This window comes from Cyanobacterium sp. HL-69 (assembly GCA_002813895.1).
GTDB lineage: Bacteria > Cyanobacteriota > Cyanobacteriia > Cyanobacteriales > Cyanobacteriaceae > Cyanobacterium.
In genome coordinates this window covers 1,675,853-1,699,282 of record CP024912.1, presented here as the reverse complement: position 1 = coordinate 1,699,282, position 23,430 = coordinate 1,675,853, and the positions used below count along the sequence as shown (strand labels likewise).

20 protein-coding genes are annotated in these 23,430 nt (G+C 39.9%); 5 read left to right on the top strand and 15 right to left on the bottom strand.

What is annotated here, in order from left to right; translation table 11 throughout:
* Positions 1 to 140: 140 nt before the first annotated feature.
* The 3 genes from AA637_RS07780 to AA637_RS07770 all read right to left on the bottom strand — a co-directional run bounded on the left by AA637_RS07780 (position 141) and on the right by AA637_RS07770 (position 2,584).
* Positions 141 to 1,019: a hypothetical protein gene (locus tag AA637_RS07780; RefSeq protein ID WP_446682274.1), complete on the bottom strand. Its 879-nt coding sequence runs from the start codon at positions 1,017 to 1,019 to the stop codon at positions 141 to 143.
* Positions 1,020 to 1,052: 33 nt separating this feature from the next.
* A complete protein-coding gene (locus tag AA637_RS07775; RefSeq protein WP_446684553.1) occupies positions 1,053 to 1,655 on the bottom strand; it encodes a DUF1517 domain-containing protein in 603 nt (200 codons plus the stop codon).
* Between the two features lie 86 nt (positions 1,656 to 1,741).
* Positions 1,742 to 2,584 (bottom strand): universal stress protein, encoded by an 843-nt coding sequence (locus AA637_RS07770; RefSeq protein WP_446684552.1) that lies wholly within the window; start codon positions 2,582 to 2,584, stop codon positions 1,742 to 1,744.
* 179 nt (positions 2,585 to 2,763) lie between these two features.
* Here AA637_RS07770 and AA637_RS07765 point away from each other — a divergent pair, with 179 nt between their 5' ends.
* A complete protein-coding gene (locus tag AA637_RS07765) occupies positions 2,764 to 3,990 on the top strand; it encodes a methionine gamma-lyase family protein (protein WP_446682273.1) in 1,227 nt (408 codons plus the stop codon).
* A 3-nt stretch (positions 3,991 to 3,993) separates the two neighbouring features.
* The gene (locus AA637_RS07760; RefSeq protein WP_446682272.1) at positions 3,994 to 5,433 is read left to right on the top strand and encodes an aminotransferase class I/II-fold pyridoxal phosphate-dependent enzyme; all 1,440 of its coding nucleotides are present in this window, start codon (positions 3,994 to 3,996) and stop codon (positions 5,431 to 5,433) included.
* An 89-nt stretch (positions 5,434 to 5,522) separates the two neighbouring features.
* On the opposite strand, the gene hemJ is transcribed toward AA637_RS07760, so the two are convergent.
* The 6 genes from hemJ to ndhI all read right to left on the bottom strand — a co-directional run bounded on the left by hemJ (position 5,523) and on the right by ndhI (position 12,202).
* On the bottom strand, positions 5,523 to 6,095 hold the full coding sequence (gene hemJ, locus AA637_RS07755; RefSeq protein WP_446682271.1) for a protoporphyrinogen oxidase HemJ: 573 nt from the start codon (positions 6,093 to 6,095) through the stop codon (positions 5,523 to 5,525).
* Positions 6,096 to 6,215: 120 nt separating this feature from the next.
* A complete protein-coding gene (gene dnaK, locus AA637_RS07750; RefSeq protein ID WP_446682270.1) occupies positions 6,216 to 8,387 on the bottom strand; it encodes a molecular chaperone DnaK in 2,172 nt (723 codons plus the stop codon).
* A 217-nt stretch (positions 8,388 to 8,604) separates the two neighbouring features.
* On the bottom strand, positions 8,605 to 10,584 hold the full coding sequence (gene dndD / locus AA637_RS07745) for a DNA sulfur modification protein DndD (RefSeq protein ID WP_446684551.1): 1,980 nt from the start codon (positions 10,582 to 10,584) through the stop codon (positions 8,605 to 8,607).
* Positions 10,585 to 10,659: 75 nt separating this feature from the next.
* Positions 10,660 to 10,971, bottom strand: coding sequence for an NADH-quinone oxidoreductase subunit NuoK (nuoK, locus tag AA637_RS07740; RefSeq protein ID WP_446682269.1), 312 nt, complete (start codon positions 10,969 to 10,971; stop codon positions 10,660 to 10,662).
* A gap of 24 nt (positions 10,972 to 10,995) precedes the next feature.
* A complete protein-coding gene (locus AA637_RS07735; protein WP_446682268.1) occupies positions 10,996 to 11,601 on the bottom strand; it encodes an NADH-quinone oxidoreductase subunit J in 606 nt (201 codons plus the stop codon).
* A gap of 64 nt (positions 11,602 to 11,665) precedes the next feature.
* Positions 11,666 to 12,202, bottom strand: coding sequence for an NAD(P)H-quinone oxidoreductase subunit I (gene ndhI / locus AA637_RS07730; protein ID WP_446682267.1), 537 nt, complete (start codon positions 12,200 to 12,202; stop codon positions 11,666 to 11,668).
* A gap of 236 nt (positions 12,203 to 12,438) precedes the next feature.
* Between ndhI and crtD the strand changes: the two genes are divergently transcribed.
* A complete protein-coding gene (crtD, locus tag AA637_RS07725; RefSeq protein ID WP_446682266.1) occupies positions 12,439 to 13,920 on the top strand; it encodes a C-3',4' desaturase CrtD in 1,482 nt (493 codons plus the stop codon).
* A 213-nt stretch (positions 13,921 to 14,133) separates the two neighbouring features.
* On the opposite strand, the gene AA637_RS07720 is transcribed toward crtD, so the two are convergent.
* The gene (locus AA637_RS07720) at positions 14,134 to 15,348 is read right to left on the bottom strand and encodes an acetate kinase (RefSeq protein WP_446682265.1); all 1,215 of its coding nucleotides are present in this window, start codon (positions 15,346 to 15,348) and stop codon (positions 14,134 to 14,136) included.
* A gap of 9 nt (positions 15,349 to 15,357) precedes the next feature.
* The gene (locus tag AA637_RS07715) at positions 15,358 to 15,729 is read right to left on the bottom strand and encodes a cyclic nucleotide-binding domain-containing protein (protein WP_446682264.1); all 372 of its coding nucleotides are present in this window, start codon (positions 15,727 to 15,729) and stop codon (positions 15,358 to 15,360) included.
* Between the two features lie 348 nt (positions 15,730 to 16,077).
* Between AA637_RS07715 and bchI the strand changes: the two genes are divergently transcribed.
* The gene (gene bchI, locus AA637_RS07710; RefSeq protein ID WP_446682263.1) at positions 16,078 to 17,151 is read left to right on the top strand and encodes a magnesium chelatase ATPase subunit I; all 1,074 of its coding nucleotides are present in this window, start codon (positions 16,078 to 16,080) and stop codon (positions 17,149 to 17,151) included.
* Between the two features lie 150 nt (positions 17,152 to 17,301).
* Here the strand turns inward: bchI and pheT are convergent, their stop codons facing one another.
* From pheT to ychF, 4 genes are all read right to left on the bottom strand, one after another.
* Positions 17,302 to 19,734 carry a phenylalanine--tRNA ligase subunit beta gene (gene pheT, locus AA637_RS07705; RefSeq protein WP_446682262.1) on the bottom strand — a complete coding sequence of 811 codons (2,433 nt, stop codon included), beginning with the start codon at positions 19,732 to 19,734 and terminating at the stop codon, positions 17,302 to 17,304.
* Between the two features lie 260 nt (positions 19,735 to 19,994).
* Positions 19,995 to 20,201, bottom strand: a complete 207-nt coding sequence (locus AA637_RS07700; protein WP_446682261.1) for a hypothetical protein — start codon at positions 20,199 to 20,201, stop codon at positions 19,995 to 19,997.
* Positions 20,202 to 20,237: 36 nt separating this feature from the next.
* Positions 20,238 to 20,516: a hypothetical protein gene (locus AA637_RS07695; RefSeq protein ID WP_446682260.1), complete on the bottom strand. Its 279-nt coding sequence runs from the start codon at positions 20,514 to 20,516 to the stop codon at positions 20,238 to 20,240.
* A gap of 495 nt (positions 20,517 to 21,011) precedes the next feature.
* On the bottom strand, positions 21,012 to 22,106 hold the full coding sequence (gene ychF / locus AA637_RS07690; RefSeq protein WP_446682259.1) for a redox-regulated ATPase YchF: 1,095 nt from the start codon (positions 22,104 to 22,106) through the stop codon (positions 21,012 to 21,014).
* A 375-nt stretch (positions 22,107 to 22,481) separates the two neighbouring features.
* On the opposite strand from ychF, the gene AA637_RS07685 reads away from it, so the two are divergent.
* Positions 22,482 to 23,420 (top strand): FecCD family ABC transporter permease, encoded by a 939-nt coding sequence (locus AA637_RS07685; RefSeq protein ID WP_446682258.1) that lies wholly within the window; start codon positions 22,482 to 22,484, stop codon positions 23,418 to 23,420.
* Positions 23,421 to 23,430: the final 10 nt, after the last annotated feature.

The following is a 23,430-nucleotide window of genomic DNA, read 5'->3' as shown; positions in this document are numbered from 1 at the left end:
GATAATCGATGATTAAAAGTTGTAGCTACTATTTTAATCTGCTCTGGATAAAATCTTTGTCTTTACAGGTGTAACACTTAGATAGTTTTTATGGGGTGATAGGGGCATAAATAAAGGTGGGCAATGCCCACCCTACTTAATTAACGACGACGACGACCAAAACCGCTACTACGGCGGGTAGGAGTACGACGAACAGGGGTTCTTCTTGTATTAGTACCAAAACTACTATTATTTCTCTGTCTGGTGGTGCTGTTGGATGTGCCACTATTGCGGAGGTTACTAGAACCCACTCCAGAGCCTGTGGCTCTTGTACCGCTTAGGGTACTACCTCTTACTGCCCCTGTTTGACTATTTCTAATGGTGCCGGTGGTGCGTACCGATTGACGATTTCTTTCTACTGGGGGTACAGTATTGTGATTACTGCGATAGCTGTCCACTGCTTGACTATAGCTACTACCATAACCACCAAAACCCGTTAAAGTTACCCCTGGTTGATATACGGGGGGAACATAGTATTGGGGACGGAATAACATATTACCAATAGCTTGTCCTGCCAATGCGCCCGCAAAAGGACTCCAGAAACTAGATTGCTGTCTGACGATAACGGTTTCTTGTCTGCCCGTGTCTGGGTTGGTAACGGTTTCCGTTTCGTTGTGGATGTATTCAATGCGGAAATCTTCGGTGAGGTGCATCACTGCATCACTACCGTTAATCTCTACGTAGGTTTGTTTACCTGCTTCTATTTCTTCATCGGTTAACCTTGCCATCTGTAAGTCGGTAGTCATGAAGTTAGGACGACTACCAGAGGGGGTATTTAATAGCATTAGGTTATATTCCCCATCTACATCGTTAAAGGTGGCTTGTTGGACGGGATATTGTCCACTGGGGATATTATTAATGGTTTGAGCCGTATTATTAGTAAAGTTGGTATTGTTACTTCTAACGTTGTTTGAGCCACAGGCAACGGTGGTAAAACCGAGGGTGATGACTAAACATATGGCTAGTAATTTCTTAAACATTATGATTTTTATTTTTTTAAACTGATACTTTTTTTATAGAGGTATTAACTCAGGGAAGTTGAGAATGGTTTGCTCTTCGGTGAGGATTTCTCCTAGTCGAGCGGGGGAAAAATGAAGTGCGATCGCACGATAACCACCTTTATAATTAAGACTAATAAGAGCTTTTAAACCTTCACTGAGGGCCTCATATTCCGCCAAATCCGTTTCAATCTCAGGGGATTCCCCTTCAAAAGCTACTGTGATCATAACAAGTAAGTTATCGGTTATGGGCAGGGATAAAGGTTCGTTTTCCCCTACCATCGGATTAATATCGGGTTGTGCCAGATAACGATTGGCTGAATCGGTGAATAATTCTTCTACATAATCCCCCGCTTCTCCTTCATTCCAAACCACATCCCCTTCATTGGAAGCACTATTCCAATAGTTTTGATATTGAAGCAGACTTTGGCAAACATTGACCAAACATTCCCCCATCACCTCCAAATCTCCATCCGCATCCACCGCATTACGGGCATTTTCATTTAATACCCCCAACAAAGGGGCGATTTCTTCCCCCTGTAAATGGATGAAAATTCGGGAGACAACAAATCTAGTTTTTCCTCTAATTTGATTAAAACGATCGCCTATGGACATGATAATAATTGATAATGGAGAATTGATAATCTAACCAATACCTAACACATTTAAGGACGTAACATGATACGTCCTCTAACGTCTAACACCTATTTTCTCACTAATAAAACAGGGCAGTTGGCATTTACCCGTATATAATCAGAAAGAGAAGAACCCAGTAAACGATCTAAATCTACCAAACTTTTGGCAATGGAAGGACGACGATCAGGAGAGCCTAATAATAATAAATCAATGTTTTTATCTTCGGCTAACTGACAAATTTTTTTACCCGGTTTACCCCCAGTAACGATGCAACGGGTACTAATCCCCATTCTTTTGGCTTGGGCAAGGGCAGAGGCAAGGACGGGATTTTGTTCCATGTCTGCGGTGGATAGGTCAACATTGGCATCTAAATCAGGGTTAACCCTCACTAAGTACAATTCCGCTTCCCGATAGTCTTTGAGCATATTAATGGTTAACTCAAGGGCGTATTGGGCGGCTTCGGATTTATCGAGGGCCAGCATTACCCTTTTTACTTTACGTATATATATATCATCTTTTACCAAGAGCATGGGGCGATCGCTCAGTTGAAATACATACTGACTAACAGAGTTTTCCAAGAAAGATTCTAACCTTTTTAAACCCCGAGAACCCATCAAAATCAAGTCCGCATCAATTTCCTGGGCTACCTGACAAACAACGTCCTTGGGTTCACCCTGTCTAAGAATAGTTGAAACCTTGGTAGGGTCAATGTTAACATTTTTGACTATGTCTGAGAGAATTTTTCCCCCTTCTTCCCATTTAGTCTCTAGGGCATCGGCGCTGGTTTGGGGGGAAACAACGTGTAAAATGGTTAGGTCACAATTTTGAAAAGCAGGAATATCTTGCAAAGTCTTTAACATTTCTTGGGTGTGACCATTTCCAGAGTCAGCGTATAAAATTTTCTTTAACATGGCGTTTTGTATTTTATGAGTATTTATATTCATTTTTTAAAATACAGTGATTGAGTGCCAAAAAATCTAAAATTTTGTAACAGCTATCTTAAATCAAAGTGAAGTTCACACTATTCCCTATGGCCCATTCCCCGTTGCCAACCTTAACCAAAACACTTTTTAACCTATAACCTACCCAAATGAATCCATCTCAATTAATAGCCACCGCCATCGAAAAATTAGCCCCTACCTTTGCTCAAATTGACCAACAGATAAAGCATAATCTTCATAAGGTTTTGAACGCTTTTCAGGAATACAAAGTAGGAGTCCATCATTTTAGTAGTGTAAGTGGTTATGGTCATGATGACCTTGGGAGAGAGGTATTAGATCAGGTTTTTGCGAGGGTTGTGGGGGCGAATAGTAGTGCCGTAAGAGTGCAAATAGTATCGGGGACCCATGCGATCGCCTCTTGCTTGTATGGAGTGTTACGCCCCGCTGATGAAATGTTGGCGGTGGCAGGACATCCTTACGACACCCTAGAGGAAGTTATCGGCATTCGGGGAGAAGGGCAAGGAAGCCTTAGGGAATTGGGCATCAAGTATCGTGAATTAGATTTAACTCCCTCTGGGGAAATTGATTGGGAAGGTTTACAAACGGCGGTAAAACCAGAAACAAAATTAGTGTTAATCCAGCGCTCCTGTGGTTATTCTTGGCGTAAAAGTCTTTCGGTAGCAGACATTGAAAGGATTGTAACCATAGTTAAGGCTCAAAATCCTGATACGGTTTGTTTTGTGGATAACTGTTATGGGGAATTTATCGAAACCCTTGAACCCACAGCGGTGGGGGTAGATTTGATGGCAGGTTCGCTGATAAAAAACCCGGGGGGTACCATCGTAACCGCAGGGGGTTACATTGCAGGGCGAGAAGATTTAGTAGAAAAAGCCTGTTGTCGTCTCACGGCGCCGGGAATTGGCAGTAGTGGAGGAGCTACTTTTGACCAAAATCGTCTTCTTTTTCAAGGGTTATTTTTAGCACCGCAAATGGTGGGGGAGGCCATAAAAAGTACCCATCTAATTGCCATGGTGTTTGCTGAGTTGGGTTATGAGGTGAATCCTTTTCCTTTTGCCCCCCGACGAGATATTATTCAAGCGGTTAAGTTTGGTAATCCTGAAGCCCTCATTGCCTTTTGCCGTGCTATTCAGAGGTATTCCCCCGTGGGTTCCTATCTTGATCCTGTACCTGCGCCCATGCCAGGATACGAGAGTAATTTGATTATGGCTGGGGGTACTTTTATTGATGGTAGTACGTCCGAATTGTCCGCCGATGGTCCTTTACGAGAACCCTACATTGCTTTCTGCCAGGGCGGTACCCATTGGACTCACAGTGCGATCGCCCTTGAACACGCACTACAAGAGATAATGGGGTAATCAATGAATAATCCCCTTTTAAATCAACTCAAAAAATCCTTAGAAAAACATCATGCTCCCTTTTATGCCCCTGGACATAAACAAGGAAAGGGAGTTAGTAAAAAATTAAAAGAAGCCTTTGGGGAATTAGTATTTAAAGCCGACTTACCAGAATTACCAGAATTAGATAATCTTTTCGCCCCGGAAGGAGTGATAAAAGAAGCCCAAAAATTTGCATCCCATACTTTTGGCGCAAAAAAAACATGGTTTTTAACTAATGGTTCAACCTGTGGAATTATCGCCTCCATTTTGGCAACTTGCCGAGAAGGAGATAAAATTATTTTACCTAGAAATGTTCATCAATCAGTAATTTATGGGTTAGTTTTATCAGGAGCAATTCCTATTTTTATTAATCCGAAATATGATGAAAATTTTGATATTTGTTATGGATTATCTTCCCAACAAATCGAACTAGCTTTACAACAAAATACAGATGTCAAAGCCGTAATGATTGTTTCCCCTACCTACCATGGTATCTGTAGCAACATAATAGAAATCGCTAAGGTTGCCCATAGTTATAGTATTCCCTTGCTAGTAGATGAAGCCCACGGCGCCCATTTTGCTTTTCATCCTCAACTACCAACTTGCGCCCTAGATGGCGGTGCTGATGTTGTTATTCAATCTACCCATAAAGTTTTGGGGGCTTTAACTCAGGCTTCCATGGTTCATTTACAGGGGGATTTAGTTAACCCTGATGGCATTAGTAACGCATTACAATTATTACAGTCTTCTAGTCCTAGTTATCTTTTATTAGCTTCTTTGGAGTCTGCCACTACCCAGATGGCGGAGGAAGGAAGGGAGTTATTAGATAAAACTATTTATCTGGCAACCATGGCAAAGAAAGCTATTAGAAATTTAGATTATTTTCAGGTGCTTGATTTTGAAAAAGCGACCCCTTATTTTGATGATTTAGATATTACTAGATTGACGATTAATGTTAGTAAATTGGGCATAGCTGGTTATGTGGCAGATGAAATTCTTCATGAAAAATTAGGCGTTACTTGTGAGTTACCATCTCTAAAAAATTTAACTTTTATTATTTCTATTGGTAATGACGATACTGATATTAATTTATTAATTAATGGTTTTAAAAAACTTACTAATTTTTATCAAGAGGTCTCTGAAATATCTTATAATTATGGCTATTTTCATTTTGATTCTCAATTCTCTATTTCTCCCCGTCAAGCCTATTGGGCAGAGAAAAAAGTTGTTGGTTTAGAGGATAGTTTAAATCAAATTAGTGCAGAAACAATTTCGGCTTACCCTCCTGGTATCCCTATTCTAATGGCGGGGGAAAAAATTACCATAGAAGCCTTAGATTATCTTAAAAAAGTTGTTATTTCTGGGGCGACTATTACAGGAGCAATAGATAGTAGTTTAAATACAATCAAGGTAATTAATTAAAGGAAAATAAATAAGGGCGATCTCGCAGAGCCACTTCGCGATTGCACTTTATATTAAATAATAAAAGAAACAAATCACCCTAATAAAATCTAATTTTCCTGAGCCAATTCTTGGGCTAATTTTTCTTTATTTTGACGACGTTTTTTTGCATATAATTGAATACTTGCCGCCATTAAAATTACCAAACCTGCCACTAACCATGTAGTTAAATCAAGGGGTAAATTATTTTTAAATATAGCTAATAAAACAATAACTAATAAAAGAATTGTGGGTGCTTCATTAAAAGCTCGAAATTGTTGCCCCGTCCAAGAATTTTCATTCTTTTCCAACTTTCTCATGATACGCCCACACCAAAAATGGTAGATGAGGAGTAAGCCCACAAACAAAAATTTAGCGTGTAACCATCCCGATTTTAACACCTCTGGCTCAGTGGAAATCAACCCCACTGCCATGGCTACCGTTAAAATCATCCCAGGGGTAGTAATAATGTTGTAGAGACGCTTCTCCATTATCTCATACTGCTTTGTCAAAATAGTTTGCGCCGGTTCGCTTTCTTGCCTCGCTTCTGCATGGTAAACAAACAAACGCACTATATAAAATAGTCCAGCAAACCAAACTACAATCCCAATAATATGAAACGCTTTGTACCAATAATATGCCATAGTTTTTTTTAATATCTTTGAAATCAAGGAAAAGAGAATAAGCAATTAAAAACAAATTTTCACTATTCCCCATTCCCCTAGTCTTTCATTATCCATTATCAATTATCCATTATCAATTATTTAAAACCATTCATCATCATCCCAGTCATTCTCGTAGGGGATGTCACGTTTGCGATTGGTGCGATAATTTCTATCTTCGGGATAATCATCATATCCTCCCCTTCGGCTAGGAGGAGGTGCGGGGCGTGAAGGAGGGCGACGACTGGGAGGAGAGGAAAGCCCTGCCCCATAATCATAGTCATTAACACTGTTACCACCATAACCACGGTCATAACCAGAGGACATTCTGCCACCATAAAGGGTAGAATCAGTTTGACGATAAATATTTCTGGAATCTCGAGGATTATATAATTCGTCCTCATCATCACCGATAAAGGTTTTCTTGATGGATTCAAAGAAGCCTTCCTCTTCGTCATTGTATTGCAGTCTTACCTCTCGGTTTAACTCATATAATACATCTTGTAAGTCCGCTTGGGTACGGTCTAATTTGCGATCGTCATTTTGTTCTAAACTATCCAAAATTTCCCGACATAAAGACTCCACATCCCGACGATAGGGGCTAGTAAACTGACTGCCAAAATCGAGGGTAACTTCCCGTAACCTTCTCTGGGCTTGATCGGTCAAAGCCTTGGCTCGATTACGTTTTTCGACTCTTTCCCGTCTTTCTCTATCTTCTCTGGCAAAGGCTTCCGCTTCTTGCATCATGGTGGTAACTTCCACCTGAGAAAGGGTGGAAGCCCCTTGAATTACTACGCTTTGCTCTCTACCTGTGGTTTTATCCCTTGCCATAACTTGCAGGATACCGTTAGCGTCAATGTCAAAGGCGACTTGTATTTGAGGTACTCCCCGAGGGGCTGGGGGAATCCCCGTCAGTTTAAAACGTCCAAGGGATTTGTTATCTTCTGCCATTTCCCTTTCCCCTTGCACCACATGAATTTCCACAGAGGTTTGGTTATTTTCTGAGGTGGAAAAAACATCGGAACGTCTTACGGGGATGGTGGTGTTACGGGGTAATAGTTTTTTGGTTACTCCTCCAATGGTTTCCACACCGATGGATAAGGGAGTTACATCAAGGAGTAATATATCTTTGACTTCTCCGCCCAAAATTCCTGCTTGAACGGCTGCTCCAACGGCTACAACCTCATCAGGGTTAACATTTTGGTTAGGTTCGATGTCGATAAAGCTCCGTACTAATTCTTGTACCAAGGGAATACGGGTTGAGCCTCCTACTAATACTACTTCATCGATTTGAATAGGGCTTAATCCTGCGTCTTTTAAGGCTCGTTGGATGGGGCGCCGTAAACGGGATACTAATTCTCCGCAAATCTCTTCAAATTTGGCTCTGCTGAGGTTAGTTTCGATATGTTTGGGGCCATCTTCGGTGGCGGTGATAAAGGGTAAATTAATCTCGGTGTTACTTACCCCTGATAGTTCAATTTTGGCTTTTTCAGCGGCTTCTGTTAATCTCTGGAGTGAAGTGCGATCGCGCCTTAAATCAACTCCTTCCTCCTCCAAAAACCGCTCTGCAAGGTAATTAACAATCTTATTATCAAAATCATTACCCCCCAACTGAGTATCACCGCTGGTGGCACGGACTTCCAAAACCCCATCCCCCACTTCAAGGATAGAAACATCAAAAGTACCACCCCCCAAGTCAAAAACCAGTATCTTTTCACTACCTTTTTTCTCCAAACCATAGGCCAGAGATGCCGCCGTAGGCTCGTTTACAATCCTTAATACATCCAATCCCGCAATCTTTCCAGCGTCTTTTGTGGCTTGACGTTGGGCATCATTAAAATAAGCAGGTACAGTAATTACAGCGCCCGTTACTTCCTCCCCTAAATATCTTTCTGCCTCCTGTGCTAATTTACGCAAAATCATCGCCGAAACTTCCTCTGGGGCAAATTCTTTCTTTATACGGGGACAACGAATTTTGATATTATCAACCTCATCACGGCGAATGGTATAGGGTACCCGTTTTGATTGCTCTGTTAATTCTCCATATTTACGCCCCATAAAACGCTTGATACCATAATAGGTATTTTGGGGGTTTAAAACCGCTTGGCGCCTAGCCATCTGCCCTACCACCAACTCTCCATCCTTATTAAATCCCACCACAGAAGGAGTAGTGCGGCTACCTTCAGAATTAGGAATTACTAACGGTTTGCCACCTTCCATTACAGCTACTACCGAGTTTGTTGTACCTAAGTCTATACCAACGACTCTTCCCATTGTTGATTTTTTCTCCAGTTGTGATTCTCGCTATTTGCCCTGGGGGCGCTGACTAATTAATGTGATTTAAACTATATCAGTTTAATTCTTGTTTTTAACGATTTATTATACTTTAGCATTTACAAGGGAATTGACAAGAAGTTGATAATTGGTAACATACGATATTGCTCATATCCGTGGTGCAATGTTTAAAAGTAGTAAATAGTTTTACTCCTATTTAACAAAAATAGCCTGATTTTATAGTAGTTTGATTTTTTGCTGAATTGTAGTCTAGTAAATATTCTTTTGCAATGACATTTTGCTGATGCAGTTGCTCTAATTCTGCTTCGCCGATTTCGGTATCGGTAGAGAGTAAAATTACTTGATGGGAAGCGGTAGGAAAATAACGCTCTAGCAAATTATGGCGGTGAGAGGAATCTAGTCTGCCGAGGGGGGTATCGATGACGATGGGCAGTTGTCTGCCTGATACCCTTGCTAATCCCCATAAAAGGGCGATCGCCAATAGCTGTTTTTCTCCAGCTGATAATCTATTTTTAGTAATTAAATTACCTAAATTATCATACAAATTAAGTACAAAATTGTCAGTATTAATAATTATTTTACCGACGAAATTAGACTTATGTAAAAGATAACGAAAACAACTGGTTACTTCATTTTCTAACTTGTTTAACTTCCTAAGAGTAAGTTTTTCCTTAAAAAGCATTAAGGTCTTTTCTACCTTTGGCATCGCATTTAATAAATGATCTGCCTGTAAATCTTCTATGGTGCGATCGCTATATTTTCCCAACTTTTTCAACTTAGACTGTATATCTCGCTCCATGGATTCCAAAGTTTTTTGTAACCTTGTCACCTCCGCCTTACACTCCACTACCCTTTGCTCTTTTTGTTGATAATCCTTCTCCAATCTTTGATAGTCTTTAGATACTTCCACATTAAGAGCCATCACCTCAACATTAATTAATTCTTCCTCCAACATTGTTAACTTTTCAACATATTCTTTCGCCTTCTCTTCTTCCCTTGGCAAAGAATAACTAAGAATATTATCTAAATAATTTAACTCCTTTTCCTGTCCATTTAAATAAACATCAATATTATTGATTTCCTGCCCCAAACTATCATTTTGTGACTCTAAAAAACCATTTATTTTTTGATAATTAATATCATCAATAGATAAAGTAGTTAAAAACTCCAATAACTTTTGATCTTTTTTTCTGAGAATATCATAGGAATTTTGAATTTTACTAACCCTCACCTCTTGTGCTAATTGAACCCTTACAGAATTTAAATGAGATTTAATTAATCCCAAAGGTAAATATTGAGTAAAAACATTACTTAATTGTTCTCTAATTATTTCTATTTCTTGAGATAAAGAATCAATTTTCTGCTTAAGTTCATATTTTTTCTCAGCTATTTTTCCTCCCTCAGTCCGAAGACTCTCAGAAGCTAATCGATAATTTTTTGAAGCCGTTTTTAACTCCTTTTCAGCTATTTTTAATTCTTGTAAAACACTTTTTTTATCCTTTTCTAAAAATTTTAACTCCTCTTCAATATTTAATAACTCTTTTTGTTCTTTCGTACTTTCTAAACTCTTTCTTTTACGGCTAACTAAAATTTGTAAATCATTGGCTAATTTATCTGCTAATTCTAAGCCCAATAAAGCTCTCATGGCATCTACTACCGAAGGATTAGGAATATCTTGCTCTGCTAATTCCTTCACTTGTTCGCCATCAAAAAGAAACAAATTAGAAATCCCTAACGGTAAAATATCCTCTATATATTCATCCCAATTTTCCGTCAAATTGAGGTCAGGAAATTCTCCTTCAATAATGATTAAATTATCCTTTCCATCCCTAACATTACTTTGCCAATGACGAATAATTTTTAACTCAATCCATTGCTCATTAATAAAATGTTCAAAAGTTAACTCAACTCTGGTTACCTCAGTTATGTTTGCCCCACGATTAATGGACTCTAATAAAAAATCGTTATAACTCAAATTTTTACGAGTAGAACATTCTGCCCTACGTCCATACAAAGCTAATTTAATACTATCAATTATGGTTGTCTTTCCTCCCCCATTCATACCACCAATCAAAATTATTGAAGCGCCATTTTGCTCAGTGTCAGGGGTAAGATTAATAATATTTTTGCCTTGATAAGGACCAAAATTCTCTAAGATTAATTCTTTAAAAATCATTCTGTGATAATAGTGAAGGTGGGCAATGCCCACCATAATAATGACATTCAATATAACTATTGTGTCAACGAATATTTACCATTTAAGTAAATTGAATTTTTCCATGTCAATGGTGTCACGGTTGCGGTAAATAGCCAAAATAATTGCCAAACCCACAGCGGCTTCTGCTGCTGCAATGGTAAGCACAAAGATAGTAAATATTTGACCTCTAATATTATCAGGATCTAAATAATTAGAAAAACCCATCAAATTGATGTTAACGGAGTTGAGTAATAATTCAATGGACATTAATACCCTAACGGCATTACGGCTAGTAATTAAACCGTAGATACCAAGACAAAACAAGGCGGCGGCTAATAATAAAAAATATTGTAATTGTAATTCCATAATCGTTGATTGGTGCTTATAATTTTATTTATCGTCGGCAGAAACTAATTCTCTGGGTTGCTCAGGAAGGGTTAAAGAAGTGGTAAAACCGTCACCTGTTTTGGTAGCGGAGGGGATAAAGTCTCTTCTAGCAAGGATAATGGCACCTACCATGGCGATGAGTAGTAATACTGACGCAATTTCAAAGGGAAGTAAGAAATCACTAAAAAGGTGCTTTCCTAGCTCAATGGTAGTGTTTTCGATGACGGAAGCAGAAATTGTTGATATATTCCAAGAGGTGGATAAAATCATGGTGCTGAGTAAGCCAAAAAGCCCTGCACAAACTGCCGCAGTGGATACTTTACGAATCCATCTACCTTTGATTTCAGCAAAGTTTTCGGTTTTGTTTACCAACATGATGGCAAAAAGAATCAAGACGTTAATAGCCCCTACATAAATCAGAATTTGGGCAGCGGCGACAAAGTCTGCGTTGAGGAGTAGATATAATCCTGAAATGCTAATAAATACTCCCCCGAGTAGGAAGGCAGAGTAAACGATATTTTCTAGTAAAACTACTCCTAGGGCTGATGCTATCATCATTACCCCAAGGATAGCAAAGGTTACAAACTGAACTCCTTGTGATATTTCCACTGTTTTTTATTACTCCTTTTTTTTATGGATGTTGGTCAAATTTTATCTGGATGTTATCTATTTTTTACTTTTTTTTGGGTAAGTCGTGGGGTTCGGTTACTCCTTTGGGAAGGTATCCTAATTCTCTGAGAGGTGTTACCATAGGATCTTCTGTTACTTTGGTGGGTAAACGTCCAAGGGCTACGTTATCATAGTTTAAGTCATGACGATCATAGGCGGCTAGTTCATATTCTTCGGTCATGGATAGGCAGTTGGTGGGGCAATATTCCACGCAGTTACCGCAGAAAATACACACACCGAAGTCGATGCTGTAGTGTTTTAATTCTTTTTTCTTGACTTCTTTGTTAAATTCCCAATCTACTACGGGAAGGTTGATGGGGCAAACCCTTACACACACTTCACAGGCGATACATTTATCAAATTCAAAGTGAATTCTACCTCTATATCTTTCGGAGGGGATTAGTTTTTCATAGGGATATTGTACGGTGACGGGGCGCCTTTTCATGTGGTCGAAGGTTACGGCGAATCCTTGCCCGATATATTTGGCGGCTTCAACACTTCCTTTGGCGTAATCGGTTACTTGTTTGAGAAATTTAAACATAGTGCGTTGCTATAAGTGCTATTTGGGTCTATTTTATCTCATCGTTAGTCGTTTACTTTAAGATGTTATCAGAATTTGGAAAGGCTTTTGGGGTTAAAGCCTCTGGGAGTGGCTTTGATGGAGTTTGAGGGTTTTTGTTTGAGAAAAAGTGTTCTGTGTTTATTTTTTATTAATATGAGAAGGTTTATAATAAAGATTAAGAAATGTTAAGTAAGTTATGGCATAAAGGTTAAGTTGTGAAAAAAGTTGTGGTCATTGGGGCGGGAATTGGAGGTTTAACGGCTGGGGCTTTGTTGGCTAAAAGGGGTTATGATGTGACGATTTATGATCAGGCTATTGTGCCAGGCGGGTGTGCTTCTACTTTTAAGCGTCGGGGTTTTACTTTTGATGTGGGGGCAACTCAGGTGGCTGGATTGGAGAAGGGGGGTATCCATGAGCGTATTTTTCGGGAGTTGGATGTGGAGTTACCTTCGATGACGGTTTGTGATCCTGCCTGTGCGGTTTTTTTACCTGATGAAAAGGAGCCGATTATGGTGTGGAGAAATCCTCAAAAATGGCAGGAAGAGAGAAATAAGCAGTTTCCTGATAGTGAAAGATTTTGGTCTTTATTTAAGGTTTTGTTTGATGCTAGTTGGCGTTTTCAAGGTAGAGATCCTGTGTTACCTCCTCGCAGTTTATGGGATTTTTCTCAGCTTATTAAGGCTTTGAGATGGGATACTTTTATTACGGTTCCTTTTACTTTTATGACGGTGGCTAATGTTCTTGATTTATTGGGTTTAAAGGGCGATCGCCGGCTAAAAACTTTCCTTGATTTACAACTTAAGTTATATTCTCAGGTAGGTATGGAGGAAACGGCTCTATTATATGCTGCCACGGCCCTTTCTGTGTCCCAAGAACCCCAAGGATTATATCATTTAGATGGTAGTATGCAGGTTCTGAGCGATCGCCTTGTAACTGCCCTCAAAAAATATGGTGGTGAGTTAAAAATGGGCTATTTTGTGGAAAAAATTCACACAGAAAATGGTCAAGTAAAAGGGGTAACTATTAAGCATAAGAAAAAAGGAGAAATCTTCACAGAAAATGCTGATCATGTAGTGGGAAATTTGACAGTAAATAACCTTGTAAAAATGACCGAAAATTTACCTTCTGGCTATGGTAAAAGAGTAGAAAAACTAGAACCTGCTTCTGGGGCTTTTGTTATTTATTTGGGGGTAAATGAATCTGCTATTCCCGAAAATTGTCCTCCCCATTTACAATTTCTGTATGACTATGAGGGCGAAATTGGCGAGATGAATTCTTTGTTTGTGTCGGTGAGTAAACCTAACGATGGACGAGCGCCCCAGGGTAAACGCACCATTATCGCTTCTTCTTTTACGGATACTGCCCTATGGTGGAATAAAAATAAGGTTGATTATGACCAATTAAAACAAGAATACACCCAAAAGGCGATCGCTCGTTTAGGGGAATATTTTAACCTCAGCCCTGAGCATATCATTCATCAAGAAGTAGCCACCCCTCTAACTTTTGCTAAATATACTGCCCGGGAAGACGGCATGGTGGGCGGTGTGGGACAACGCATCAATACTTTTGGTCCTTTTGGTTTTGCCCCCCGTACTCCCATTAAAAACCTTTGGTTGGTGGGGGATTGTGTTTACCCGGGGGAAGGCACCGCTGGAGTTAGTTATTCTGCTCTAACGGTTGTTCGGCAAATTGATTAATTTAATGAATAATCAATGTGTAAAGTTTTATCAAAAAAAGGGGTTGGAGTTGTTTATGGGGCAGGGTTTGTGGTATGCTTATTGTATAATGGGAATACTGGCATTTTCAAATATAAACAGACAGATTTCCATTATTGTAAAGACATTCTCATCATCTCCTTTCTGGGGGCAAAAGTCAAGAAAAAAGTCGATTTTTGTAACATTTTTTAATATTTATGAGGGGGAAAAAGGAAGAGTTTGAAGGGCGATCGCCCAGTCCTCTTGGGTTTTAACCACCACCACAGCCACGGAGGAATCAGCAGAGGCGATATTGTGATCAAGACACTTAAGATTATTTTGCTCAAGGTCTAACTGAAGATTGAGAAAGGAAAACCCAGCGCACACTTGCTCACGCACTAAAGGGGAATTTTCCCCAATTCCTGCGGTAAATACCAGAACATCTAAACCCCCAAGACTAGGAATCATAGAGCCGATAACCGATTGTACCCGATGCACGAATATATCAAGGGCTAATTGAGCTTGATGGTTGCCATTGGCGATCGCACTGATAATACTACGAACATCAGCGGACACTTGAGAAACCCCCAATAACCCCGATTCCTTATTGAGTAACTGATTTAATTGCTCTTTATCATAACCATATTCATCCATAAGATGAAGAAGAATAGCAGGATCAATAGAACCGCAACGGGTACCCATCATCAAACCCTCAAGGGGAGTAAAACCCATGCTCGTGTCGATACTGTGTCCATTTTTGATAGCAGTAATAGATGAACCATTGCCAAGGTGACAGGAGATAATTCTTAAATCCTCCAATGGTTTATCCAAAATTTTGGCCGCTCGTTGGCTTACATACTCATGGGAGATACCATGGAAACCATAACGCTGGATGCCCTTTTCGTACAATTCATAGGGGATTGGATAAACTTTTGCTTCAGGGGGAATTTTACTATGGAAAGCCGTGTCAAATACCGCCACTTGGGGAGTTTTGGGGAGGGTACGGGCGATCGCCCTTATGCCCTCTAGGTGGGCAGGGTGATGATTAGGGGCAAGGGGTATTAAATCTTGAATGGCTTGTTCCACCTCTGGGGTAATGACACAAGACTGAGAATAGTTTCGTCCCCCATGGACGATGCGATGACCGATAATATCAATTTCTTCAAGACTGGACAAAACCTTGGTATGTCCGTGGGTAATGGTTTCGAGCATAATCAAAATACTTTCCCCCTTATTATCTAAAGGTAGGTCAATTTTGCGCTTTTGATTATTAGCAAAAACCTTTAATAACCCATATTCATCATTTACCGTCCAATCAATACTAGCCTCCCAAAGAGGTTCTAGGGGAGTCGATAAATCTGTATGGGGTTGGATTTCATAAAGACAACTTTTTTGACTACTGGAACCTGCATTGAGAACTAATATTTTCATAACTAAAACCTAAACTTCACCTTTTATTTTACGCAGACGAGTGGAAAGACTGCGAATTACTTCTAGGGCAAAGAAAGGAGTTTCTTGTACCAGAAAGACAAATTTTTCTCTATCTAACTCGGCAATTTGACATTCAGTATGGGCTACAGCCGTGGAAGCCCTAGTATGCTCAGGTTGTACCAATGCCCCCTGTCCAAAAACATCATGTTCAAAAATGGTTTCCACTACTTTGTCATGGACTATTAAATTTACTTCGCCTTTCAAAAGGGCATACATTACCGAGCCTTTATCTTCTACGTTAAAAATGACGCTCCCTGCGGGAATGATTTTAACTTCTAAGTGTTCAAAAAAAAGATTGGCGAGATCTCCTGGTTCTAACATGGTATTTTTTATTAGTTTGTATTAGTCAAACTTTATTATGTCAGGATCTTAGTTTATTTAACGTTAAGAGCAGTTTAAGTAATTGATAATTGAGAGTGAATAATTGATAATAGTATTTTTCAACAACAGTTTAAGCCCCTAAGATTTAGTCAGCACAACTTAATTGGTAGCCAAATTCTAAGGTATATTTATGTATTCTCCACAAATATGATACTTAAGATTTAAGATTTGAATTCTAAGAGGTAATTAATTCTTGACTCGGATCTAACAAACACATACCATAGAAAGGTTATCCTTAAATTACATACATAAAAATTAGAGTATCTCAATAATAAAATTTAATAACCTATGACAACCACCTTACAAGCACCCCCTAAAAAAAATCGTAGATTAGTATTTCCTTTTACTGCCATTGTCGGACAAGAGCAGATGAAATTGGCTTTGTTGCTCAATGTTATCGATCCTAAAATTGGTGGGGTCATGATTATGGGCGATCGCGGCACAGGCAAATCCACCACTATCAGGGCATTAGCCGACCTTTTACCCGAAATTGCTGTGGTAGCAGGAGATCCCTTTAACTCAGATCCTGAAGACATGGAAATGATGGGAGAGGAGTTGAGAGAAAAATTAGAACAAAATCAACAAATTGATACTGTTCAGAAAAAAGTGCCTATGATTGACTTACCCTTGGGGGCTACCGAAGATCGTGTGTGTGGTACTATCGACATCGAAAAAGCCCTTTCTGAAGGGGTAAAAGCCTTTGAACCAGGACTTTTGGCTAAGGCTAACCGTGGTATCCTCTACGTGGATGAGGTAAACTTACTTGATGATCACTTAGTGGACGTACTCCTTGACTCCGCCGCCAGTGGTTGGAATACCGTGGAAAGAGAAGGTATTTCTATCCGTCACCCCGCCCGTTTTGTGTTGGTTGGTTCTGGAAACCCCGAAGAAGGAGAATTACGTCCTCAATTGTTAGATCGTTTTGGGATGCACGCTGAAATTCGTACTGTAAAAGATCCAGACCTTCGTGTACAAATTGTAGAACAAAGAGGGGAATTTGATCAAGATCCTCAAGGTTTCTTGGCGAAGTATGATGATGATCAAAAGGCTTTACAACAAAAGTTAGTTGATGCTCAAAATCTGTTACCCCAACTCACCATCGATTATGAAATCAGAGTAAAAGTATCGGAAATTTGTTCTGAATTAGATGTAGATGGTTTACGGGGAGACATTGTTACTAATAGGGCAGCAAAGGCGATCGCCGCTTTTGAAGGACGTACCGAAGTAACTGTAGATGACATCCGCCGTGTAATGCCCCTATGTCTGCGCCATCGTTTACGTAAAGATCCCTTAGAATCCATTGATTCTGGCTACAAAGTAGAAAAAGCCGTTGATCGTATTTTCGGTTTAGAAGTTGAATAAACCATAAAAAAAGCCTCCTCAACTTTCCATTGGGGAGACAAAAAACCATTTTCAATAATGAATAATTAGTAGGGTGGGCATTACCCACCTTAAAAATTTTTGAGAAAGTTAAAGTAACGAAACCAACTACTTTCCTTAGTAAAAAGAAAACTAACTGCGTAACTCCACAGGGAATTGCTTCGCTAACTTATCTCTAACCTTGTTATGAATAGGATCAACATCACTATCCTTCAAAGTACCATCAGGAGACTTATAAACCAGACTAAACGCCAAACTGCGCTTACCTTCCTCCACACTTTCCCCCCTATACTCATCAAACAACTTCACATCCACCAGAGTTTTACCCCCTGCCTTGCGCATAGCGTTGGTAATTTCTGCCACCGTTAAATCCATAGGGGCAAAGAAGGCCAAATCACGCTCCACACTAGGATAAGTAGAATAAGCCTTAAAAGTAGGCACTTGTAAATATCGTTGGCTAATATAGTCCATCAAAGGAGCAAGTTTTAACTCAAAAACATAAACACTATCAGGTAAATCTTTGTCCTGCCTTAGTTGAGGATGAAGTTGCCCAAATACCCCAATTTTAGTTTTATGTAACCATAAACCAGCGGTGCGCCCAGGGTGCAAACGCTCATCATCAGATTCCGCTTGATAGGTGATGGGGGCTTTGAGGCTGTTAAATAAACTGTCTAAAATTCCCTTGGCTTCGTACCATGATAGGGGTTTCGGTTTGCCACTATTTACCCAAATACCATCCCTATATAAATCACCACCGAGGATGCCTCCGAGAGCGTCCCCTTCACACCGATTATCATTTTCAAGCCAAAAAACTCGTCCAATTTCAAAGGCGTTTAAATAACCATTTCCTTGGGCAAGATTGTATTCAAAGGCATTGATTAAGCCGTCCATGAGGTTGCTACGGAGGGCGGAATATTCACTAAAAAGAGGATTGGCGATTTTGATTTGGGCTTTTTCGGGGCTGACGAGGGAATATTGCACCAATTCTGTTAAGCCTAAACCCCTTAATGCGGAGCTAATTTGGCGCTGAATTGTCACCTCTGAGGATAAATAACCCACTTGAGATTGAGGGGGTAAGGTATCGGTAAAACGATCATAACCATATAACCTTGCGACTTCTTCAATTAAATCGATTTCCCTTTCCAAGTCACGGTATCGGTAAGGTGGCACGGTAACAAGCCATGTTAAGGGTTTTTCTATTTCTACTTTCAACTGACAACCTAAGTCGGTTAAAATTCTTTCCACGTCTTGGGGCGCAACGTCGGTTAAACCTTCCCCGTCAATGACTTTTCCTAATACTTGGTGTAAACGCTCAAGTCTGAGTTGGATGGTGTTGGTAAAGTCTCCTCGACGATTATCAGCAGTAGCTTGGGCGGTAGGATTACCTTGGGCTAACTCAGTAATAAGGGTTACGGCGTGGTGAAGGGCTTTTTCTAGTTGTACTTGGTTAACTCCCCTTTCATAACGGGTGGAGGCTTCAGTGCGGATGGATTGACTTCTGGCACTTCTGCGGATTGGCACAGGTTCGAAAAGGGCTGCTTCTAGGATAATATTTTGGGTATTGTCATCTACTTCGCTTTCTTCGCCTCCAATGACTCCTGCTAGGGCGATGGGATGATTGTTGGCGGTGATGAGTAGGTTTTGCTCTTTGAGTTGTCTTTTTTGTCCGTCAAGGGTGGTGAGGGTTTCGTTTTCTTGGGCAAAGCGCACCCCAATATTTAAGGTTTGGCTGTTGGTAATTTGGGTTAGTTTTTCCCTGTCAAAGGCGTGTAAGGGTTGCCCCCATTCCAATAGTATATAGTTGGTTACGTCAACTACGTTATTGATGGGGCGCACTCCCGATGCTTCTAATCTCCATTGCAACCATTGGGGGGAAGGGGCAATTTTAACGTTTTCTATGACTGTACCAATATAGGCTGGACAGGCGGAGGTTTCTTGAATATCGAGGGTGAGGTTATCTGTCTGATTAATGGAAGTGGTAGTTTCGGTGGTGGGCAGTTTTAATTCTCCTCCTGTGAGGGCGGCTACTTCTCTGGCGATACCTACCATACTGAGGGCATCGGCACGGTTGGCGGTGGCGGTAATGTCGAGGATGACATCATCTAACCCCAATAGGGGGCGCACGTCTTGCCCTAGGGTTAAGTCTCCTTCAAGGATTTTGATACCTTCGCTTTCTTTGCTTAATCCTAATTCAGCTAATGAGCAAACCATACCTTTACTTTCTACTCCTCTGAGTTTGGCTGGTTTGATTTTTAAATCTACGTTGGGTAAATATGTACCAAGGGTGGCGATCGCCACATATATATCTTTTCTTATGTTGGGCGCACCGCAGACGATTTGGGAGGGGGTTTCTTCGCCAATGTCGATTTGACATAAACTTAGTTTATCAGCGTTTGGGTGGCGATCGCACTCTAACACTTTACCGACAACCACCCCATCAGCCCAAGTGCGTCTATCTTCTATGTCTTCAACTTCAAAACCTGCAATGGTGAGGGTTTTAGCTAATTCTTCGGGGGAAATATTAATATCGACTAATTCTTGTAACCACTTGAAAGAGATACGCATTGTTTAAAATATAAATTTTTTCTAATAACCTAATCTCCTATTATTAACTACTTTGGAGGTGTTAAACAAGTCGTCTGGGGAGGTGGGAAAATGGGCAATGGATAATGGGTGTTAGGTGATTGATTATCTATTATTAATTTCCACAAAAAAAGTTCGGGTAAAAGTAATCAAATTTATCTTGATGAAAATAAACTTTTTCCTTCTCCCCCAACTCCTGACACCAAAAATTCAAAATGAGTGAAATGGTTAATTAGTAACCATTATGGAATAATTTCCATCCCTGTGATAATTTCCTCTTGACGAGTTTTCCCGCAGGGTTCAATAGATTCACAATCGTTGATATTTACCACTTCATAACTTAGCCTAACGGTTTGATTTATATAGATTTGCGAATCTGCACAAATTTCAAAACTCGCTCCTTTATAAATTTCATTACCTTCAGGGTTTTGTAAGGTGGCATAACACATTAAATCACCAGTTTGTAAATCCTTGACTAACCATAATCACTGTTGTCCACCTTCTTCGGTTTCAGTTTCCTCAGTTTCTTCGGTTTCCATTCCGTCGGTTTCAGTTTCCTCAGTTTCTTCGGTTTCCATTCCGTCAGTTTCAGTTTCCTCAGTTTCTTCGGTTTCCATTCCGTCAGTTTCAGTTTCCTCAGTTTCTTCGGTTTCCCCTAAAGGAGGAGGAGTTACTTCGGTGTTATCTCCACAGGCGGCGAGGGATACAGAAGCACCACCCAATAACAAAATCATTAGTAATGTCCAAATACGGTTGTTTTTCATTTGTCTTAACTTGTTCTTAATGTTGTAAAAGATATTATGACTTATATATTTTTAATTATCAATATGTTTACTACTAATTTTTGTACGTTTTACCCTACCTCAACTTTGTTTTGTCTTTACCTTTTAAATAAGTTATTTTTATATTAGTTAATAAATGTAATCACAATATTGATTTTCTCTTATTTTTTATAGTCATCGGTGATAAATAGTATTTGTTTATCATCACAATATTTAAGTTTTTTAAAGATAAAATAAAAGAAATAACAAAAAATATTATTTAAAAGTCCTGTTAAAGCAATTTCATATTTTTTAGTCATTTATGTATTATTTATACTCAACTAGACTAAGTATAGGATAATAGTAAATAGATAAAAATAATTAAAAATTATGTTGCTATTGTTATTGATAATAAAAAAGTAAGGGCGATCGCCCCTACCCATAAAATAAAAATATAACTATTTTAAAAATGTTAAAAAGTAATAGTTTGAGAGAAAATTAAACATTAAAACGGAATAATAATACATCTCCTTCTTGCACTACATATTCCTTACCTTCAGCCCTAACCAAACCCTTTTCCTTGGCTGCCCCCATACTGCCACAACTAACCAAATCATTATAGGCAACGGTTTCAGCACGGATAAAACCCCTTTCAAAATCAGAATGGATTACCCCCGCCGCTTGGGGGGCTTTCATTCCCGCAATAATAGTCCATGCCCTAGTTTCCGTTTCCCCAGTGGTGAGATAGGTGCGTAATCCGAGTAATTCATAAGTAGCCCTAATCAAAGACTGTAAACCCCCTTCTTCAACCCCCAAAGATTCCAAAAATTCCGCCTTTTCCTCTGGCCCTAATTCCACCAACTCCGATTCTACTTGCGCAGAAACGATGACAACCATGGCATTTTGTTTGGTAGCCTCTGCTTTCACTCCTTCTACCCATTGATTACCTGTGGCTAAATCTTCATCACTGACATTAGCTGCATAGATAACGGGTTTTGAGGTTAACAAACCAAGGGGCTTGATAATTTCTTCCTCTTCGGGGGTAAATTCTAATTCCCTAACGGCCTTACCTTCGTTGAGAATGGGTAAGATTTTTTCTAATATTTCCATTTCTGCCACTGCTTCTTTATTGTTGCTTTTGGCTTGTTTTTTGAGTCTTTCTACTCGGCGCTCAACTTGAGTTAAATCAGCGAGGGATAACTCTAAATTGATAACTTCCATGTCACGCACTGGATCTACTGACCCAGAAACATGGATAATATCATCACTATCAAAACATCTGACCACATGGATAATGGCATCTACTTCTCTGATATTAGCAAGGAATTGATTACCTAACCCTTCCCCTTTACTAGCACCTTTTACTAACCCAGCGATGTCCACAAATTCCATACGGGTAGGTACTACTTTGGCGGAGTTAGATATTTTTGCGAGTACATCTAAACGCCCATCAGGTACAGCTACAACTCCCACATTAGGCTCGATGGTACAAAAGGGGAAGTTCGCCGCATCGGCTTTGGCATTGGCTACTACGGCATTAAATAAGGTTGATTTTCCTACGTTGGGAAGTCCGACGATTCCTGCTCTTAACATATAATTTCTCTTTTACTGATCAATAATTCATTATCTGCTAAGGGCGATCGATTAATCAACTATTGACTAAATATGGGGTGATGGACTCACTGCATCATGAAACTGTTATATATTATTCTCATTTGACTATTATATCAATTGATTATTATTTGCAATAATTTTCAGGATTGGTTATAAATGAGAAAAGAAATTAATAGCGTTTGTGACAATAAACCTATGCTATGTTTTTACATAATCCTTTAATAATAGTAAGTGCAGTAATTTGCCATGACTGTTGATACAGAAATGAGACCTGTTGAAACTAGCCGTTCATTAAAAAATTTAAAAAATCAGAACAATAGTAAAAAAACACAATTGATAATTATATTTATTTGTGTGGCTCTACTGTTAACTTTTTTTATTTCTTTATCATCTGGTTCAGTTTCTCTTACGTTTACAGAAATCTATCAAGCCCTCAGACATCAAGGGGAAGAAATTAATCAAGTAATCATTTGGGATTTAAGATTACCTCGTATATTGGCTGCTTTTGTGGTGGGGGCGGCTTTAGGTACTTCTGGGGCGTTGTTACAGGGGATGTTACGTAATGCTTTGGCAACTCCTTTTTTACTGGGAATTTCCGCTGGGGCGGGGTTGGTGGTGGTGGTGTTAATCACCTTCAATGTTTTTCTGTACATGATTCCCCTTGCTTCTTGGTTAGGGGCGGTGTTGACCACTGCTTTGGTTTATTCCTTGGCAAGGACGGGAAATGGTATCGGCGTAGAGCGTTTAATTTTGGGAGGAGTGGCGGTTTCGTCTCTGTTTGGGGCGATACAAACTACATTACTGTTACTCTCGGATGATGGCAGGATTCAAAGGGCTCTTAATTGGATTGTGGGTAGCCTTAATGGGCGTGGTTGGGCGGAGTTACGCCTTGCTAGTCCTTACATTATAGTGGCGATCGCCTTTGCTTGTTTATTAGCCCGTTTTGTCAATGTCCTTAACCTCGGTGATGATTTGGCGGTGGGTTTGGGGATTCCCTTGGGGCGATCGCGCTTACTCATCGGTGGCACTGCAACTCTCTTGGCGGCGGGGGCTGTAAGCATCGCTGGACTAATCGGTTTTGTGGGCTTACTCGTACCCCATACCATGCGCTTTTTGTTCAAAAGTAATGATTATCGCCTTTTGATACCCATGTCTGCATTAGGGGGGGCGATGGTATTGTCTTGGGCCGATTTACTCTCTCGCATCGGTGCGGTGGAGTTGCCCGTGGGCGCTGTTACTGCCCTCATCGGTTCGCCCCTTTTTGTTTGGCTACTGTATAAACGCTCTTTTTAACATCATCATC